General features: G+C 61.1%; 20 protein-coding genes. 13 read left to right on the plus strand and 7 right to left on the minus strand.

Translation table 11 applies throughout. The annotated features are described in order from the left end of the window. Positions 1–159 precede the first annotated feature (159 nt). From R1A29_RS21195 to R1A29_RS21210, 4 genes are all read left to right on the plus strand, one after another. Entirely contained in the window at positions 160–768 is a 609-nt protein-coding gene (locus R1A29_RS21195) for a TetR/AcrR family transcriptional regulator (protein WP_438299473.1), read from the plus strand. Between the two features lie 145 nt (positions 769–913). After that, entirely contained in the window at positions 914–1,966 is a 1,053-nt protein-coding gene (locus R1A29_RS21200) for a diguanylate cyclase (protein ID WP_438302074.1), read from the plus strand. 184 nt (positions 1,967–2,150) lie between these two features. Then, positions 2,151–3,470, plus strand: coding sequence for a methyl-accepting chemotaxis protein (locus R1A29_RS21205; protein ID WP_438299474.1), 1,320 nt, complete (start codon positions 2,151–2,153; stop codon positions 3,468–3,470). Between the two features lie 60 nt (positions 3,471–3,530). After that, positions 3,531–4,061 (plus strand): DUF1003 domain-containing protein, encoded by a 531-nt coding sequence (locus tag R1A29_RS21210; protein ID WP_114884959.1) that lies wholly within the window; start codon positions 3,531–3,533, stop codon positions 4,059–4,061. Here the strand turns inward: R1A29_RS21210 and R1A29_RS21215 are convergent, their stop codons facing one another. Then, positions 4,062–5,003, minus strand: coding sequence for a LysR family transcriptional regulator (locus R1A29_RS21215; RefSeq protein ID WP_438299475.1), 942 nt, complete (start codon positions 5,001–5,003; stop codon positions 4,062–4,064). It abuts the gene before it with no gap. A 15-nt stretch (positions 5,004–5,018) separates the two neighbouring features. Between R1A29_RS21215 and R1A29_RS21220 the strand changes: the two genes are divergently transcribed. Next, positions 5,019–5,726 (plus strand): CTP synthase C-terminal region-related (seleno)protein, encoded by a 708-nt coding sequence (locus R1A29_RS21220; protein WP_438299476.1) that lies wholly within the window; start codon positions 5,019–5,021, stop codon positions 5,724–5,726. Next, on the plus strand, positions 5,723–6,037 hold the full coding sequence (locus R1A29_RS21225; RefSeq protein WP_438299477.1) for an antibiotic biosynthesis monooxygenase family protein: 315 nt from the start codon (positions 5,723–5,725) through the stop codon (positions 6,035–6,037). Before R1A29_RS21220 ends, R1A29_RS21225 begins: the two co-directional genes overlap by 4 nt. Before the next feature lie 61 nt (positions 6,038–6,098). Here R1A29_RS21225 and R1A29_RS21230 read toward each other — a convergent pair whose 3' ends face one another. Then, positions 6,099–6,425 (minus strand): DUF2025 family protein, encoded by a 327-nt coding sequence (locus R1A29_RS21230; protein ID WP_085701605.1) that lies wholly within the window; start codon positions 6,423–6,425, stop codon positions 6,099–6,101. Positions 6,426–6,640: 215 nt separating this feature from the next. On the opposite strand from R1A29_RS21230, the gene R1A29_RS21235 reads away from it, so the two are divergent. After that, complete coding sequence (locus R1A29_RS21235; protein ID WP_248742510.1) at positions 6,641–7,768, plus strand: glycerophosphodiester phosphodiesterase; 1,128 nt, start codon at positions 6,641–6,643, stop codon at positions 7,766–7,768. Continuing rightward, a complete protein-coding gene (locus R1A29_RS21240) occupies positions 7,768–8,451 on the plus strand; it encodes a helix-turn-helix domain-containing protein (RefSeq protein WP_438299478.1) in 684 nt (227 codons plus the stop codon). The genes R1A29_RS21235 and R1A29_RS21240 overlap by 1 nt, the downstream gene beginning before the upstream one ends. Position 8,452: 1 nt before the next feature. Here the strand turns inward: R1A29_RS21240 and R1A29_RS21245 are convergent, their stop codons facing one another. Next, a complete protein-coding gene (locus R1A29_RS21245) occupies positions 8,453–9,331 on the minus strand; it encodes a sterol desaturase family protein (RefSeq protein WP_438299479.1) in 879 nt (292 codons plus the stop codon). A gap of 153 nt (positions 9,332–9,484) precedes the next feature. Here R1A29_RS21245 and R1A29_RS21250 point away from each other — a divergent pair, with 153 nt between their 5' ends. After that, a complete protein-coding gene (locus R1A29_RS21250) occupies positions 9,485–9,790 on the plus strand; it encodes a PepSY domain-containing protein (RefSeq protein WP_065259299.1) in 306 nt (101 codons plus the stop codon). A gap of 61 nt (positions 9,791–9,851) precedes the next feature. Here R1A29_RS21250 and R1A29_RS21255 read toward each other — a convergent pair whose 3' ends face one another. Continuing rightward, positions 9,852–10,295, minus strand: a complete 444-nt coding sequence (locus tag R1A29_RS21255) for a hypothetical protein (RefSeq protein ID WP_438299480.1) — start codon at positions 10,293–10,295, stop codon at positions 9,852–9,854. Positions 10,296–10,407: 112 nt separating this feature from the next. Continuing rightward, on the minus strand, positions 10,408–12,030 hold the full coding sequence (locus R1A29_RS21260; RefSeq protein ID WP_114884975.1) for a methyl-accepting chemotaxis protein: 1,623 nt from the start codon (positions 12,028–12,030) through the stop codon (positions 10,408–10,410). A 276-nt stretch (positions 12,031–12,306) separates the two neighbouring features. Here R1A29_RS21260 and R1A29_RS21265 point away from each other — a divergent pair, with 276 nt between their 5' ends. Both R1A29_RS21265 and R1A29_RS21270 read left to right on the plus strand, forming a co-directional pair. Beyond that, a complete protein-coding gene (locus tag R1A29_RS21265; protein ID WP_085709746.1) occupies positions 12,307–13,329 on the plus strand; it encodes a transporter in 1,023 nt (340 codons plus the stop codon). A gap of 108 nt (positions 13,330–13,437) precedes the next feature. Beyond that, positions 13,438–15,051: an inorganic phosphate transporter gene (locus R1A29_RS21270; RefSeq protein ID WP_134827847.1), complete on the plus strand. Its 1,614-nt coding sequence runs from the start codon at positions 13,438–13,440 to the stop codon at positions 15,049–15,051. A 53-nt stretch (positions 15,052–15,104) separates the two neighbouring features. On the opposite strand, the gene R1A29_RS21275 is transcribed toward R1A29_RS21270, so the two are convergent. Continuing rightward, positions 15,105–16,001 carry a LysR family transcriptional regulator gene (locus R1A29_RS21275; RefSeq protein ID WP_438299481.1) on the minus strand — a complete coding sequence of 299 codons (897 nt, stop codon included), beginning with the start codon at positions 15,999–16,001 and terminating at the stop codon, positions 15,105–15,107. Positions 16,002–16,121: 120 nt separating this feature from the next. Here R1A29_RS21275 and R1A29_RS21280 point away from each other — a divergent pair, with 120 nt between their 5' ends. Next, complete coding sequence (locus R1A29_RS21280; RefSeq protein WP_085709691.1) at positions 16,122–16,877, plus strand: SDR family NAD(P)-dependent oxidoreductase; 756 nt, start codon at positions 16,122–16,124, stop codon at positions 16,875–16,877. Between the two features lie 60 nt (positions 16,878–16,937). Here the strand turns inward: R1A29_RS21280 and R1A29_RS21285 are convergent, their stop codons facing one another. Further along, entirely contained in the window at positions 16,938–17,375 is a 438-nt protein-coding gene (locus tag R1A29_RS21285) for a multidrug/biocide efflux PACE transporter (protein WP_438299482.1), read from the minus strand. An 88-nt stretch (positions 17,376–17,463) separates the two neighbouring features. Here R1A29_RS21285 and R1A29_RS21290 point away from each other — a divergent pair, with 88 nt between their 5' ends. Continuing rightward, positions 17,464–18,318, plus strand: coding sequence for a LysR family transcriptional regulator (locus tag R1A29_RS21290; protein ID WP_438299483.1), 855 nt, complete (start codon positions 17,464–17,466; stop codon positions 18,316–18,318). Positions 18,319–18,320: the final 2 nt, after the last annotated feature.

Genomic DNA, 18,320 nt, shown 5'->3' on the forward strand with positions numbered 1-18,320 from the left:
AATGGCCAAGGCACGCACGCATTAGCCGGACATCTGGTTTTAGGTTGCACCGATTAACGCAACATTACACTGATCGGTGTACTTTCTAGGTTGCATGAATCCGGATGACAAGTAAACTGCCGAGTGTAATTTCCTCCTTTTTCCTGCCGAATCGAATTTATGACAGCTCCAACGCGCCTCACCGACCGCAAACGCGAAGCCATCATCCTGGCGGCCATTTCCGAATTCCGTGCCAACGGTTTCGAAGTCACCAGCATGGACAAAATCGCGGCCACCGCCGGGGTGTCGAAGCGCACGGTGTACAACCACTTTCCCAGCAAGGAAGAGCTGTTCGCCGAAATTCTCAACCAGTTGTGGGCACGAATCAGCACCGAGCAAGCCGTGGCGTATCAACCCGACCAGCCCTTGCGCGATCAATTGCGAACGATGCTGCTGGCCAAACTGCAGATGATGGCGGACGACAATTTCATGAATCTGGCCCGGGTCGCCATCGCCGCCGCGATCCACTCACCCGAGCGTGCGCAGAACATGGTGGCGCGCATGGGCGAACGTGAGGAAAGCGTGACCGTGTGGATTCGCGCCGCCCAGGCAGATGGCCGGTTGAAACCGGTCGATCCGGAGTTCGCCGCGCATCAGGTACAGGGGCTGCTCAAATGCTTCGCCTTCTGGCCACAGATTTCCATGGGCCAGCCCTCGCTCGACAGCGCTACGCAAAATGCCGTGGTCGATTCGGCACTGGACATGTTCCTGGCCTGCTACCAGCTCTAGATCACGTCTGCGCCGCGTAAATGGCTCACAAGGACACTGAATTTTCCCGCTGGAATAAATGACAATGTCTGTCATTGACCGATGAACGGTCGCTCTGAAGAATTACACTGCAAAGTGTTTCAGAATGAATCTGGCGAAGAACATCATGGAAAACCAACGCGGCAAAGGCTTGTCATTCGCCAGACGTATCTACTTGCCACGTGCCATTGGATTGGGGATCGGTTTCTTCAGCGTCGGCGCCGCGCTGTATCCATTGAATGTGCCGGCGTGGCTCTGGGCGCTGCTGCTGTTCAACGGTTTTCTCTGGCCCCACGTCGCCTATCAATGGTCGACCCGCTCGGCTTTCCCCTACCGCGCCGAGCGCCGCAATCTGCTCTATGACTCGGTGTTCGGCGGTTTCTGGACCGCGTGTTTTCAGTTCAACCCGCTGGTCACCGTGACCATTCTGTCGATGATGACCATGAACAATGTCGCCGCCGGCGGCCGACGTTTGTTCCTGCTCGGCGCCCTCGCCCAGGTGATCGGCGTTTTGCTGGGCTGGTCGCTGTTCGGGGTCAAATTCACCCTGACGGCAACTCAGACCCAGGTCTGGGCGTGCCTGCCGATGCTCACTCTTTATCCGCTGGCACTGGGCATGGTCTGTTATCGGCTGGCGATCAAACTCGCCGAACACAAACGCACCTTGAGTGCCCTGAGCCGCACCGACAGCCTGACCGGTCTGCTCAACCACGGTGCCTGGAAAGACCTGCTGCACCTCAAGTTCCAGCAGTGCCGCGAACACAACAGCCAGGCCACCCTCGCGCTGATCGACGTCGATCATTTCAAGGTGATCAACGACAGCTACGGACATATCGTCGGCGATGCGGTGCTCCAGCAACTCAGTCGCGAACTCAAACGCCTGCTGACTGAAAGTGAGCTGGCCGGCCGTTACGGCGGCGACGAATTCTGCGTGATCCTGCCCAACCTGCCACTGAGCAGAGCCGAAGCACTGATGGAACAACTGCGCCAGTCCCTGCAGCAATTCCGCCATCCCGATGTGCCGGAGTTGCGGGTCAGCCTGAGTATCGGGCTGGCACGTTTTCACCCGACCTACCCGGATGCGCTGCACTGGCTGGATGACGCCGACAAGGCGCTCTACACCGCGAAACATACGGGCCGCAACACGATCAGCGTCGCACTGAGCCGCTCCAATGCCTGACAAGACTTGTGCGACAGAGTGACACCGCACTTTCTTGTACAAGTTTAATAAGTTTGTATAAGATCGAGTCGCCAGCCTGGATGCTGGCACTTTAGTGGTCATTGCCCAATGTCGTCAGCTCGTTCGGCCGGCCAGCGCAGGAACAGGGACAACACTTCAGCCCTATTTCCGGAGCGCACCCCGCATGTTTTTCAATCGCCATCAGTCCGTCATCAGTGAGCTGCAACACACCATCACCGAGCAATCCGGTTTGCTCGAAGCCATCGACCGCTCCATGGCCGTCATCGAGTTCGATCTCGACGCCGTGGTCCTGCGCGCCAACGACAACTTCCTGAAGACCACGGGCTACAAGGCCGAACAGGTGATCGGCCAGTCTCACCGCCAGTTCTGCCCACCGGAATTTGCTCGCAGCAGCCAGTACACCGATCTGTGGTCGCGACTGAAAAACGGTCAGTTCCAGTCCGGCACCTTCGAGCGCGTCAACAGCCAGGGCCGGCCGATCTGGCTCGAAGCCAGTTACAACCCGATCAAGGATGCGTCGGGCCGCGTGGTGAAAGTGGTCAAGTACGCCATGGACGTCACCGCCAAGGTGCAGCAGGAAAGCGAAGCCAACGCCAAGTTACAGGCCATCGACCGGGCAATGGCGGTGATCGAGTTCGACCTCGATGGCAACATTCTTACGGCCAATCAGAATTTTCTGACGCGCATGGGCTACACCCAGGCCGAACTCAAGGGCAAACATCACCGTTTGTTCTGCCCCGCACATCTGGTCAACAGCAGTGCTTACCAGGACTTCTGGCGCCGGCTCAATCAGGGCGAGTTTTTCCACGGGCAGTTCGAACGCATCGACAAACACGGGCGGACCGTCTGGCTGGAAGCCAATTACAACCCGGTCTACGACGCCGCCGGGCGCCTGTGCAAAGTAGTGAAATTCGCCTCGGACGTCACCGCCCGGGTCGAGCAGCACGAGCAGGACGCCCGCAGCGCCAGCGCCGCTTATCACATCTCGGTCGCTACCCGAAAAGTCGCCGAGCAAGGCACGCAAGTCATCCAGCAAGCGGCCAGCGAGATGCGCGAAATCGCCGATGACATCGCCGAGTCGTCGACCCTGATCGCCCAGCTCGGCGAGCGCTCCGAGCAGATCACCGCCATCGTCAACACCATCCGTGCGATTGCCGACCAGACCAATCTGCTGGCACTCAACGCGGCAATCGAGGCGGCGCGGGCCGGTGAGCAAGGGCGTGGTTTTGCGGTGGTGGCCGACGAAGTACGGCAACTGGCGGCACGCACCAGCGGTTCGACGGCAGAGATTTCCAACATGATCGGCCTGATCCAGAGCGAAACCCGTCAGGCGATCAAGAGCATGGACGGCACCCGTGGCCGTGCGGCCCAAGGCGTCGAGCTGGCGGATCAGGCGGGGACGGTGATTCTGCAGATTCGCGACGGCGCCAGCGAAGCCGTGGACGCGGTGAGCATGTTCGCCAACGAGCGAGCGCCGGGATAGGCCGACACGGGCGACGCAGGGCTATAGTGATTCAACGTCCCAAGCCCTGCCGAGTCCGTCATGACCACCGAAAAAAACGAATCCCCCGCCGCACCTGTCGATCACCTGCGCTTCCACCGCCCCCACGCCCACCTCAATACGACCTTCGGCAACGACAAGTTCGCCCTGCGGGCCGAGGCGTTTGCGCGGTTCTTCGGCACGCCGACCTTTCTCGGTGCCCAGACCCTGATCGTGGTGCTGTGGGTGTGCCTGAACATGTCCGGCATCACGACCTTCGACGTTTATCCGTTCATCCTGTTGAACCTCGCGTTCAGCCTGCAATCGGCCTACGCCGCACCGCTGATTCTGCTGGCCCAGACCCGTCAGGCCGCCCGGGACAAGGCGCAATCGGACGCCGACGCGCAGCACCGGGAAGCTCTGGCCGTCGCCAACAGCGAACGTCAGGTCCAGGCCGCGAAGAACACCGCGCAGTTGCTGGAGCTGCTGGAGCAGAACACCCGGCTCACCGAAATGACCAAGAACCTCACCGAACGCATCGAAGGCCTGACCCGCGAGCTGCACGATCACATGCGCCAGAACCCGCAGGCCTGATCACGGCAAACGCAGTGCCCGCCCGAGTTCATCGAACAGCGTGACCACCGAGCGCAACGCGCGACAGTCCGGGCGGGTCAGCAGCCACAATGCGGTGTCGTAACCGTGCAGCGGTTCGCTCAAGGCTTGCAGACCTTCGGTGATCAGAAAGTCCGGCAACGCCGCGACGCCTAACCCGGCACGCACCAGTTCCGTCACCGACAGCATGCTGTTGCAGCGATAGCCCGGTGTCACGCCGGGCAAGTGCTGGCGGCGCCAGACCACGGTCGGGTGATCGGGCAGGAAATCGTCCGGAGCGATCCAGGTCATGGCGGCCAGATCGGATGCATCGATATTTTGCAGATAACGCTCGCTGGCACAGACCCGGTAGGAAATCTTCGCCAGTTCCCGTCCGACCAGATGCTCCGGCGGTGTGCGCGTCAGACGCAGGGCGATATCGGCATCGCGGCGGCTGAGGTTGGCGAAATCATTGGAGGTGCTCAGCTCGATGGTCAGCGCCGGGTAGTTCGGCATGAACTGCGCCAGCGCCGGCAGCAGCAGACCTTGCAGCACCGAATCGGTACAGGTCAGGCGCACCGTGCCGCTGACCACTGCGCCGCCCTGCTCCACGCCGATGCGCGCCGCTTCCAGTGCCTGCTCAGCGCGCTCAGCCTGTTCCGCCAGGGTCTGCGCAAGGCTGGTGGGCAGGTAGCCGGCGCGGCTTTTTTCGAAGAGTTGCTGACCGAGTGCGGCTTCCAGTCGGCGCACGGCGCGAAACACCGTCGACACATCGACCTTCAGCAGCTGCGAGGCCCGGGCCAGAGACCCTCCACGCACCAGGGCGAGAATCAGCGCCAGATCCGGGAAGTCGAGTCGATAGTGCGTCGCTGCATTAATCACTTGGGGAAACGCCCATATTGAGTGCGTGAGCGCCAATCTATAGTGAGCGTCATCCCTCAACAAGCACAGCGAGCACTCATGGAATCCAGAGCCCTGCGCATCGCCCTGATCGGTGACTACGATCCACAAGTCACCGCCCATCAAGCCATCCCCGTCGCCCTCGGCCTGGCGGCAGAACACATTCGCCGACCCGTCGATTTCGAATGGCTGGCCACCGACCGGATTCACCTCGACACACCGCTCGAAGGTTTCGACGGTTTCTGGTGCGTCCCGGCCAGCCCTTACAAAAGTGAAGCTGGCGCGCTGCGGGCCATCCGTTTTGCCCGCGAACAGCAGCGACCCTTCCTCGGCACCTGCGGCGGTTTTCAACATGCGGTGCTGGAGTTTTCCCGCAACGTATTGGGGTGGGCCGATGCCGAGCATGGCGAAACTTCACCTGACTCCAGCCGCGCGGTGCTCTCGCCGCTGAGCTGTTCGCTGGTGGAAGCGGTGGACAGCATCCATCTGGTGCCCGGTTCGTTGATCGCCAAGGCGTACGAAACGTCCGAGATCCGTGAAGGTTATCGCTGCCGTTTTGGTGTGAACCCACAGTTCGAGCGGGAATTGCTGACCCATGACCTGCACGCCGTGGGCCACGATTCGGCAGGCGATCTGCGCGCCATCGAACTGAAAAACCATGTGTTCTTTGTCGCGACGTTGTTCCAGCCAGAACGTCCCGCACTCAAAGGGCAATTGCCACCACTGGTGCGAGCATTTGTCGAAGCCTGCGTGGAGCAACCTCGATGAAGCCGGACACTGAGTGTTTCGCGGTGATCTTCACCTCGACCCGCACCGAGGGCGACAACGGCTATGCCGAAGCCTCCGAGCGCATGATGCAACTGGTGGCCGGGCAACCGGGGTTTCTCGGCATCGATTCGATCCGGGGCGCGGACGGCGTGGGGATTACGATTTCGTACTGGGAGAACGAAGCGGCGATTCTGGCCTGGCGTGAGCATCCGGAGCACCGGGTGATTCAGGCGCGTGGGCGGGCTGAATGGTATTCGGCGTTTCATACGCGGGTGTGTCGGGTTGAGCGGGAGTATCGGTTCGGGAAGTGAGGGCTGATCGGCCGCCATCGTCAACAGGGTAGCGATGGCGGCAAGTGAATCACCAAAAACCTCAGCCCTTCACCAGACTGCGCACCGCCTCAATCTCCGGCACCTCGCGCTTGCTCATGTAAACCCGCAACGGCTCGGTGATGTTGATCCGGTCGTCGATGTGCTGATCGAGCAGCAACTGGATCAGCTCGCGCTTCAGCGTCATGGTCTGTTCCGTCGCGGGGGCCCAGACGAATTCGCTGGCAGGAATGATGCCGTCATCGGCCACGTCCATGCCGAACGAATCTTCGCTGAAACGCACGATGTACTGGCCGGTCTTGCGGTTGAGGCCGACAAAGCCCTTGAGGTCGTCGGCCGCCTGGCAGATGAGTTGGGATGTGATGCGCATGGTAAACCTCACAAGAGTGATCGAAGGTTTACACGCAGGGCATTGAGGCACACCCTCTGCCGGGGTGGTTGCCGTGACCAAGCGTACTGCAAACAAACGCACAAAAGTGCGAAAATTTTCGCTTTCAGTACGTTTATGTCGGTCTTGCGATAGCACGTTTTCGTTTGAGTTGCTAAAAGGGACATCTTCGAAAATACCTGCGAAAGGACCTCGACATGCCCGCCACGTTTACCAAAAGCGCTCTGCTGCTGAGCCTGATGCTCGGCCTCGGCCAGGCCCATGCCGCCGCCCAGCCAAGCCCTGTTGCACTCGCTGCCTCCGAGGGCATTCCGCACCCGGCGGTGATCGCCCACCGTGGCGCCTCCTTCGACGCACCGGAATCCACCGCAGCCTCCTACAAACTGGCCCGGGACCTAGGCGCCGATTACCTGGAAATGGACCTGCAGCGCAGCAAGGACGGCGTGCTGTTCGCCCTGCACGACAACAACCTGCAACGCACCACCGACGTTGCCACCAAGTTTCCGGATCGCAAGGATAGCCCGGCCAACGCCTTCACCATGGCCGAACTGAAAACTCTGGACGCCGGCAGCTGGTACAACAAGGCCTATCCGGATCGCGCGCGTCCTTCCTACGTCGGCCTGCAGATTCTGACCCTGGACGAAATCATCGACATCGCCCAGGCCAACCCGCAGCACAAGCCGGGCCTGTACATCGAAACCAAGGAACCGCAACTGTTCCCAGGTATCGAGCATGACCTGAAGGAAAAACTCCAGGCTCGCGGCCTGCTGATCCCGGCCGGCGCCAAACCGGCGAAAAACGTCGCCAGCGTCGGCGAGAGCAACGGCAAGGTGATCCTGCAAACCTTCGAGAAAAACAGTCTCGAACTGCTGCAAAAGGAAATGCCGCAGGTGCCGAAGATCCTGTTGCTGTGGGTCGGCGAAGGCAGCATCGAACCAAAATCGAAAGTGACCTTTGCCGAATCCGGCGAGAAGGACAAGAACGTTTTCTACGGCAAGCAAGAGCCGAAATCCGAAGCTGAATTCAAGCAATGGATCGACTACGCCAAGGCCCAGGGCGCCATCGGCACCGGCCCTTCGGCCAAGCTGACTCACGGCGGCGATCAGAGCTATTCGGACCTCGTGCAGCCATGGATGAACAAGTACACCCACGACAAGGGCCTGCTGGTGCACGTCTACACCGTCGATGAGCCGGTGGACTACGAGAAAGTCATGGCTGCCGGCGTCGACGGCATCTTCACCAACCGCGCCAGCGAACTGCTGAAGTTCTACAAACGCCCGGCCGCCGCCAGTGTGGATCAGGTGCTGAAGAACAACGGTTTCTGATGCAACCGGACACCCCGTGGACAGGCCGCCTCTGGCTGGGGCACGACCATGGCCTGCTCCACGGGATGTCGGGGCGCACTGCGCCCCACTCCCACTATGCCCACCAACTGATTCTTGCGCCTGACCGGCCAGTGACTGTGCTGGTCGAGAGCAACCCCGTCACCACTTCCCGGCTATTGATTACGTCCCAGACTCTTCATGCGATTGTCGAGGCGCCGGATCCCGTGTTCACCGTGTATGCCGAACCGTTGCGGTTTGACGCCCAAGTGCTGCGCGATGCGCTGTTCGACAGTGAGTTGTCGTTGTCGGCACTGGATCATGCCATCAGCCAATGCCCACGACGCCCGCTGAATGACCCGCGAATCGAACGCGCCCTCGCCACTGTCGATGCCTCACTGTCGAACAAAGTCGCCGCCAGTGCCGTGGCCGATTCCGCCCATGTGTCGCTGAGCCAGTTGCAGCGGTTGTTCGTCAGCCAGGTCGGTTTGCCGGTGCGGCGACTCGTCTTGTGGCGCCGATTGCGACTGGCGATGGCGTCAATAATCGCCGGCAGCCCGGTGACCGACGCCGCCCACGCCGCCGGGTTTGCCGATTCGGCGCACTTCTCCCGCAGTCTGAAAAAACTCTTCGGCGTCACCGCCCGCCAGGCATTGCAACACATCGAATTGCGTTTGCTGGATTGACTCAACGTCGCAAGCCGTCCGGCACTTTCGGTTCCTTGCCCAGCGCTGCCGGTTCGAACGGATCGAGCAACTGCGCCACATAGTCCCGTGGAAAATCCGGGCGACTGCCGATGCCCAGATCACCCTCGCCGATCCGGTAATGCTCCGTATAAAAACCGGTGCCCAGCAACCAGTCCCACAACGTAAAGAACAGCCCGAAATTGACGTCACCGGCGCGCCCGTACTTCATGTGATGAAAGCGATGCAGCGGCGCCCAGGCGAAGATCCAGCGCAACGGGCCGACGCGCATGTCGACATTCGAATGCTGCAGTAACAACTGGATCGCAATGGCGAACGCCAGCAACACCGCCACTTCGGACGGAATGCCCAACACCAGCAACGGCAACAACCCTGCCGTCGCTTCCAGCAATTGATGCAGTGGATGTTTCATCAAACCGTTGAACCCGTAGAGCCGCTCGACGCTGTGATGAATCGCGTGCAGCCGCCACATCCACGGCACCCGGTGGCTGGCGTAATGCATCAGGCTCACGCCGGCATCAGCAATGAAAATCGCCAGGCCGACTTGCAGCCACAGCGGCCAGTTCGACGGCCATGCACCGTCAATCGCCAACAACGTCACCAGCCCCGGCAATGCCAACAGGCCGATGGCGTTCAGCGCTTCATTGACCAGCGCGTGGAGCATGTCGCGGCGACGATCACCGGCCGGGTGGTTCCAGTTCACTTCATAAGGCAGCAGCCATTCGGCGGCGAATGAAACCACCAATGCCACAGCAAACAACGGCATCAACCACAGCAGCGAAAGCCCCGCCAGTCCAATCCCGCCGCCGATGAATCCAACCCAGAATACCGGCGCGTACAACCACGAAAAAATGCGTTTCATGTCCACCTCCCTTGATCGAAGGCCGAGCATGAAAGTTGCCCGCGAACGGCGATTGAACAAACGACGCAAACACCGGCGGCGATTTTTAAGGGTGAATTAAGTTGCGGTGACTAACCTGAACTCACTTGAACGAATCACCCAAAGGAATAACCGATGAAAACCCTGACTGCCCTGTTTACCGCCGCTGCCCTGACCCTCACCGCTGGCCTGGCCCAGGCTGACGTTCGTGTCGATCAGATCCCTGAGCTGGTCAAATCCGGCAAGATCAAGCCACTGGAAGAGCTGAACAAGATTGCCCTGGCCCTGCACCCGGGCGCGACCATCGTCGACACCGACCTGGACAACCATTTCAACGGCTATGAGTACGAAGTCGAGCTGCGTACTGCCGATGGCAAGGAATGGGATGTGGATCTGGATGCGGCCACTGGTAAGGTTCTGAGCAACAAGCAGGATCACTGATTACCCCATACGAAAAAAGCCGCACGATTTTCGGATCGTGCGGCTTTTTTGTGTCTGCGACTTATGCAGAAGTACTGACCAACGCCCCCGACGTACTCGAATCAGACTCCTGCAACGCCGCCAACAACGCCGCCGTCGCCGTCTGCAACGAAGCCGAAGTCGTCGCGATCTGCGACTGCGCAGCGGCAACATCCGCCGCTTTGGCATCCTGACTTTCCTGCTTGGCCTGAGCCGCTTGCAGCGCCTGTTGCTGTTCCTGCAATTGCTTTTGCAGTTCGGCGATCTGCTTGCGCAGTTCCTTCACGGTATCCGACTCATCATTGCTGGAACTGCTGTCACCCGACGGCGCCGCACCACCGCCCGCCGCCACTTTGCTGGTGTCAGCTTTCACACCTGTGCTGGCCGCCGCTGTGGTCGAGGTGTCGTCGCCCGTGTCGGCAATCGATGTTTTGCTGGTAGGTGTGGTGACGGTCTGATTGATCGAAACAGACGTGATGCTGACCATGGGAAATCTCCAATGACGGTTATAGATAACCGGCCATCGGCGATGCACACATGAATTTGAGATCGACTGTGTACCGACTCGGTAACCGGGCCGGTACACAGTCGCTGGCGGGTCAGACGCTCAGGCGAGCAGTGACGTCGTTGAGTTGGCCGGACAGGCCGTGCAGGTTCTGGCTGGCGCTTTCGGTGCGCTGCACGTTGTCGAGGTTGGTGCTGGCAATCGAAGTGATCTCGGTCAGGTTGCGCGAGATGTCTTCGGCCACCGAGGTCTGCTCTTCAGCCGCCGTGGCGATCTGGCGGTTCATGTCGCGAATCGCTTCCACCGCGTGGGTGATGCGCTCGAGCATGGCGCCGGCCTGGGTCACTTGTTCGACGCTTTCATCGCTGCGGGTCTGGCCGCTGTCGATGGCGTGGGCCGCATCCACCGCGCCGGTCTGCACGCTCTGGATGATCTGGTTGATCTCGATGATCGACTCTGCCGTGCGCTGCGCCAGGTTGCGCACCTCATCGGCCACCACCGCGAAACCACGCCCGGCTTCACCGGCACGGGCCGCTTCAATGGCGGCGTTGAGCGCCAACAGGTTGGTTTGCTCGGCGATGCCGCGAATCACTTCCAGCACCTTGCCGATGCGCCCGCTGTCGGCTTCCAGACGACGAATCACCGTGGCGGTGTTGGCGATTTCACCGCGCATCTGGGTGATGCTGTGGATGGTGCTCTGCATGACTTTCTCGCCCTGTTGGGCGGACTGGTCGGCATCGTCGGCAGCGCGCGCCGCATCGGCCGCATGACGGGCGACTTCCTGGGCGGTGGCGGACATTTCGTTCATCGCCGTGGCCACCTGATCGGTGCGGTTGAACTGCTCGTTGGTGCCGCCGGCCATCACGGTGGCGATGGCGTTCAACTCGCCGCTGGCGCTGTCCAGGTCCTTGGCGCTGCGCTGCAGGTGGTTGAAGGTTTCGGCGAGGAAATCGCGCAGGGTGTTGGCCGCAGCAGCCAGATTGCCCAGTTCGTCCTGACGGTCGCTGGCCACACGCTCGACCAGACGCCCCTTGCTCAGTTGGGTGACGTAGTCGATGAGTTTGCGGATCGGCTCGACCAAGTTGCGGTTGACCAGCCACAGGCTCAGCAGACCGATCAACAGACCGGACGCGAGCATCACCAGAATCCCCAGCATCACGGTGCGATCGGCGCTGGCGCTGATCAGTGCCGACTGCTCGGTGCCCTGCTTGCGCAGCTCGGCCACCAGCTCGCTCATCTGGTCGCTGGCGGCACGATCGACGCCTTTGACCGCCACGTCGCCCGCCGTCGGATCGGCGCCGGCGGCCACGTAGGCATCGCGACCTTTCTGGTACGCGCTGCCGAGCAGACGATGTTCTTCACGCAAACGTTCGATGCGGGTTTTCAGCGAAGGCTCCAGGCCTTTCTGATTGGCCAGTTCACCGAGGATGTTCTGCACATCGCGCTGACGGTCTTCGAACTGGCCCCAGTACTTGGCCAGGTCCGCCGGCTGCTTGCCGCGCAGCAGGACGTTTTTCCACTCCTGCACCTGCACCTTGAATTGCAGGTTGGCTTCGTCGATCAGTTGCGAGGTGTGCAAGGGACCGGCGATCAACTGGCTGTAGCTTTGCACGCCGTTGGACAGGAAATGAAAGCAGGCCAGCGCGATCAACAGCATCGCCAACAGGCTGCCGCTCAGCAGGGCGAGAATTTGCGCTCTCAGGGATTTTTGCAGCATCGCAGGTACTCATGACAGGGATGAGGCACGTCCGGTAAGACGTGAATTGTGGCCGGACATCCGTGTCGGCGAACCTTGGCTCTTGGCCGAAGGCGCGCAACCTAACTCATGCGTGATCGGCGTGCCAGAGCACTTCTTGAGAAAATTCCGACCGCCGGTAAGGCATTGATTTTGACGTCATTTCACCGTCACCAAAACGTCACATTGCATTGCAATGATGCGGCTCAGGTGAATCTGCAAATCCCGCAACAGACGCCTTCCTTGCAGCGAGACTTCATGAACCACAGCCTGGATATCAGCCATCGCGATCCTGATCTGTTTGGCCTGCTTTACGGCTTCCGTTTTCGCCCGGGCGAGCGCGGGCGCGAAGTGGATTCGGCGACCGCCCTGCGCTGCCTGCAGGACGACAGCGACAGCGACGAATTCCTTTGGCTGCACCTGAACCTCGCTCATGCCGCGTGCGAGCGCTGGATGAAAAGTCATCTGCAATTGCCTCAGGAGTTTTTCGAGGCGCTGCACGAGGGTTCGCGCTCGACCCGCATCGAGCATGTGGATTCGGCGTTGCTGGCGGTGGTCAACGACGTGGTGTTCAACCTCAGCAGCATGGTGTCGTCGGACGTATCGACGCTGTGGGTCTGCGTGCGCAGCAAACTGATCGTCAGTGCGCGCCTGCAACCGCTGCACTCGGTGGACAAGCTGCGTTCATCGGTGAAGGCCGGCGAGTGCTTTCGCTCGCCGTCGGAGTTGCTCGTGCACCTGCTGCGCGACCAGGGCGAAGTGCTGACGCAGATCGTGCGCAAGACCAGCATGAGCGTCGATCAGGTCGAGGACGAACTGCTCTCTTCGCGGCTGTCGACCAACCGCGCCGAACTCGGCGCCAACCGCCGGGTGCTGGTGCGCCTGCAACGGCTACTGGCGCTGGAGCCGGGCTCGCTGCTGCGCCTGCTCAACCGACCGCCATCGTGGCTGCAAAAGGAAGACGTCAAGGAGCTGCGCAAGTCCACCGAGGAGTTCGCGCTGATCATCAACGACCTCACGGCCCTCGGCGAGCGGATCAAGCTGTTGCAGGAAGAGATCGCCGCCAACCTCAACGAACAGAGCAACCGCACCCTGTTCACCCTGACCGTGGTCACGGTGCTGGCGCTGCCGATCAACATCATTGCCGGTTTCTTCGGCATGAACGTCGGCGGCGTGCCGCTGGCCACCGATCCGGAAGGATTCTGGATTCTGGTGGCGCTGGTGGCCACGTTCACCGTGATCGCCGGGCGCTGGGCGTTTCGCAAGCGCGGGGATTATTAGGACCGGCGGCGCGGCTAATCCACCGAACACTGATCTGCCGCAGTCTCTCTGTAATATTTAGCAACGATCATGGGCGACACTCCTTCCCTCGCTCAGGATTGTCCTCCCATGGCTACTCCCTCCCTGACCGCCAGCCCGGCCCCAGCCTCCAGCGGCAGGCCGGCGCTCGACAAAAAAACCGGCCCCTTCACTTACGTGGTGTTCTTCGCCGTGCTGGCCATGGGGATGCTGTTCACCGCCTACAGCCTGATGCACGACATGCACGAACTCGGCACGGTGGTCACCACCTGGACGCCGTTCCTGCTGCTCGGCGTGGCGCTGCTGATTGCGCTGGGCTTCGAGTTCGTCAATGGTTTCCACGACACCGCCAACGCCGTGGCCACGGTGATCTACACCCACTCGCTGCCGCCGAATGTGGCCGTGGTCTGGTCGGGTTTCTTCAACTTCCTCGGCGTGCTGCTGTCCAGCGGCGCGGTGGCGTTCGGCATCATCGCGCTGCTGCCGGTGGAGCTGATTCTGCAAGTCGGCTCGTCCGCCGGTTTCGCGATGATCTTCGCCCTGCTGATCGCCGCGATTTTGTGGAACCTCGGCACCTGGTGGCTGGGCCTGCCGGCCTCGTCGTCGCACACGCTGATCGGTTCGATCATCGGTGTTGGCGTGGCCAATGCCCTGATGCACGGTCGCGATGGCACCAGCGGTGTGGACTGGGCCCAGGCCACCAAGATCGGTTACGCACTGCTGCTGTCGCCGCTGGTGGGTTTCGGATGCGCGGCGCTGTTGCTGCTGGCGCTGCGTGCGTTCGTGAAAAACCGTTCGCTGTACAAGGCTCCGGAAGGCAACACCCCGCCGCCATGGTGGATTCGCGGTCTGCTGATCGCCACCTGCACCGGTGTGTCCTTCGCCCACGGCTCCAACGACGGCCAGAAAGGCATGGGCCTGATCATGCTGATTCTGGTCGGCACCCTGCCGATGGCTTACGCGCTGAACCGCACCATGCCTGCCGATCAGACGTTGCAGTTCGCGGCGGTGGCCGAAGTCACCCAGCAGGCGCTGGTGAAAAGCGCCCCGCTGCCGGCCCCGGCCGATCCGCGTCCGGTGCTCTCGGATTACGTGCGCAGCAAGGAAGCCACGCCGCAACTGATCCCGGCCCTTGCCGCGCTGACCGGGCATATCGGCGAAGAAGTGAAAGGCTACGGTTCGCTGTCGAAAGTCCCGGCCGAGGCCATGGGCAACGTGCGTAACGACATGTACCTGGCCAGCGAAACCATTCGCCTGATGGACAAGAACAAGGTCGGCACCTTCGACGCTGACACCACCGGCAAGCTGCAATTGTTCAAACAGCAGATCGACAACGCCACGCGGTTCATTCCGCTGTGGGTGAAGATCGCCGTGGCGATTGCACTGGGGCTGGGCACCATGGTCGGCTGGAAGCGGATCGTGGTCACCGTCGGCGAGAAGATCGGCAAGACCCACCTGACCTACGCCCAGGGCGCGTCGGCGGAAACCGTGGCGATGCTGACCATCGGCGCCGCCGACATGTTCGGCCTGCCGGTGTCGACCACTCACGTGTTGTCCTCGGGCGTGGCCGGGACCATGGTCGCCAACGGTGGCGGCCTGCAGATGAAGACCATCCGCAATCTGCTGATGGCGTGGGTGCTGACCTTGCCGGCAGCGATTCTGCTGTCGGGCAGCCTGTATTGGCTGTTTACCCAGATCTTCTGATCGACCCGAATCCCTGTGAGAGTCTTGGCTCCCACAGGGATTTGCGGCAGGAATCAGAGCGTCGAACGAATCAACTCCCCCAGCCAGTCCATGAACACCCGCACCCGCAACGGCAGATGTCGCTGCCTGGCGTACAGCAGTGAAATGCCCATCGCCGGCGCGGTGTATTGCGGCAGCACCGTCACCACCTCTCCGGTGTCCAGATAGGTGTTCATCCCGGTACGCGGCACCTGGATCAGACCGAATCCCCCAAGACACGCCGACTCATAGGCATCAGTGCTGTTGACCGTCACGCTGCCGGCCATCGGTACGCGATGCACCTGCCCGTCCTGCTCGTAGACAAATCCCTCCGAACGCGAACCCAGCACACCGACGTAATGCACCAGCCGATGCTGCGCCAGATCTTCAAGGGTCTGCGGCACGCCGTAACGCTCGAGATACGCAGGGCTGGCGCAGTTGATCATGCTGAAATCCCCCAGATGCCGGGCGACCACCGATTGGTCGGGCTGCGCACCGATGCGCACCACGCAGTCGAAGCCTTCGGCAAGCAGATCGACCCGGCGATCGGTGCTGCTGATTTCCAGTTCCAGGTTCGGATGGCGCGCCATGAATTCCGGCAGCTTCGGCATGATCAGCCGCCGCGACAGAATGTTCGGCATATCGACCCGGATCCGCCCGGTCAGCGACGCTTCGTCCTGACGGAACAGGTTCTCGATTTCGTCCATGTGCGACAGCAGATCCTTGCTGCGCTCGTACAGCGCGAGGCCGTCCTGAGTCGCCTGCACCCGGCGGGTGGTGCGTTGCAGCAGACGCGTACCGAGCAGGGCTTCCAGCGCCTGCACCTGTTCGGACACCGTCGAGCGCGGCAGCCCCAGACTCTCCCCCGCCATCGTGAAACTCGACAATTCGCTGACCCGGACGAAGGTGCGCAGCAGTTCCAGTTTGTTCATGGGCCACCTGTTGATTGTTCGGCATGACCGACCAGTGATTCCGGTTTCAGTCTGTTTATCACCACACAGCGGATAAATAAACTTTGCCCCATCAACCGTCACTGCTCTCGAGGAAATCCCATGAACCGCAAAATCGCATTGATCACCGGTGCCAGCCGTGGCCTCGGCAAGAACGCCGCTCTGCACCTCGCCGCCCAAGGCGTGGACATCATCGGCACCTACAACAGCCGCGCCGATGAAGCGCAATCGCTGGTCGAGGAGCTGAAAACACTCGGCGCCAATGCCGTGATGCTGCAACTTGACGTCGGTCGCAGCGAAGGTTTTGCCGATTTCGCCGTGCGAGTCGAACAGGCACTGCAACAGCTCGGGCAACCGCGCTTCGATTTCCTGATCAACAACGCCGGGATTGGCGTGCATGCCTCCTTCGCCGACACCACGCCGGAGCAGTTCGACCTGCTGATGAACGTGCAGTTGAAAGGGCCGTTCTTCCTGACTCAGCAACTGCTGCCGCTGATCAACGATGGCGGGCGGATCATCAACATCTCCAGCGGTCTGGCCCGTTTCACCCTGCCGGGTTATGCCGCCTACGCGGCGATGAAAGGCGCGATGGAAGTGCTGACCCGTTATCAGGCCAAGGAGCTGGGGGCGCGGCAGATCGCCGTGAATATCCTGGCACCGGGCGCCATCGAAACCGACTTCGGCGGCGGCGCGGTGCGCGACAATTCGGCGCTGAACGCGATGGTCGCCAGCAATACCGCGCTGGGCCGTGCCGGGCAGCCGGATGACATTGGCGGTGCACTGGCGCTGTTGCTGTCGCCGGGGGCGCAGTGGATCAACGGTCAGCGGATTGAAGCGTCGGGCGGGATGTTCCTCTAAACCCGGCAAAAATCCCGGACAAAAAAAATCGCAGCCCTCACAGGCTGCGATTTTTTGTTTTCAGTTCTGGCAGACGCTGCGCATCACCAGCCGCTCGCGCACCACGTCATAACCCCAGTGGTAGATGTAGGTGTACGGCAGGAAGAACAGCAGCACGCCGATATCGAGCAGGAACGCCTGCCACAGGCTGACCGACAGCCACCAGGCAATCAGCGGCACGCCCATCACGATCAACCCGCCCTCGAACAGCAGCGCATGCGCCACCCGCACCCAGGCGTTGTGGGCGATGTTCCAGTGCTTGAGCATGCGGTCGAAGAAGCCGTTGAACACCACGTTCCAGCCCAGGGCCAGCAATGCGATGGCGATAGTCACAGCGCCCATTTCCACCAGCGGTTTGCCCATGATCCACGCCAGCAACGGCGTGCAGATCAGGATCGCCAGCAGTTCAAAACCGATGGCCTGGAAGATACGTTCAGTGATGGATTTGTTGGCAGTCATGGCCGAAGTCCTCTGTGAAGATGGTTGCCATTATCCAGCATCGAACCGATACTTCATAACCAATAACCATCGACCAAGGCGATAGTTCATGGCTTCTCAGGAAGTGTTGTTGGCGTTTGTCCAGGCGGCCACTCAAGGTTCATTTTCGGCGGCGGCGCGCAAACTCGGGCGCAGTCAGTCGACAGTGAGTGCGGCGGTAGCCAGTCTCGAGATCGATCTGGACTTGATCTTGTTCGACCGCAGCAGCCGCAAACCGACGCTGACCCCGGCCGGCCACGTGATGCTGCAACGGGCCGAAGCGATTCTGTCCGCCACCAGCCGACTGGAAATGACCGCCCGGCAATTGGCCCAAGGCGTCGAGCCGAAACTCACGGTAGCGATTTCCGACACTTATCAGTCCGACCGTTTCGAAGCCGCGTTGGTGGGCTTCGAACAGCGTTATCCGGATCTGGAGCTGGAATGCCTGATCGCCGAGTGCGATGACCTGATTGAACTGGTGCAGCGCGGGCGAGCGCATCTGGCATTCGCCGAAATGCAGGACAACTACCCACCGGATCTGGCGACCGCGACCGTTGCCGAACGTACTGAAATCGCCTTGTTCGCTGGTCGAAACCATCCATTGGCGACGCAGGAATCCGTCGATCAAACAGTCCTTGAGCAGCACCGCGAGCTGCGGCTGGCCACCATCGTCAATCCCTATGACAGTCGCGGCAAAGGCCGGGTGTGGTCGGCGCCGAGTTATCTGATGCTGCTGGAGATGGCCCAGAAAGGCTTCGGCTGGGCGCCACTGCCGCGCTGGCTGGTGGAGCATTTCGGCAATGACTCGCTGGTTGAACTGAACGTGCGCGGCTGGCCGAAACCGGTGTTCGTCGATGCACTGTGGTCGCGGCTGTACCCGCCGGGGCCGGCGGGGAGCTGGTTGCTGAGCAAGATGCTTGAGTGAAG

This window comes from Pseudomonas sp. NMS19W (assembly GCF_051554255.1).
Lineage (GTDB): Bacteria > Pseudomonadota > Gammaproteobacteria > Pseudomonadales > Pseudomonadaceae > Aquipseudomonas > Aquipseudomonas kribbensis.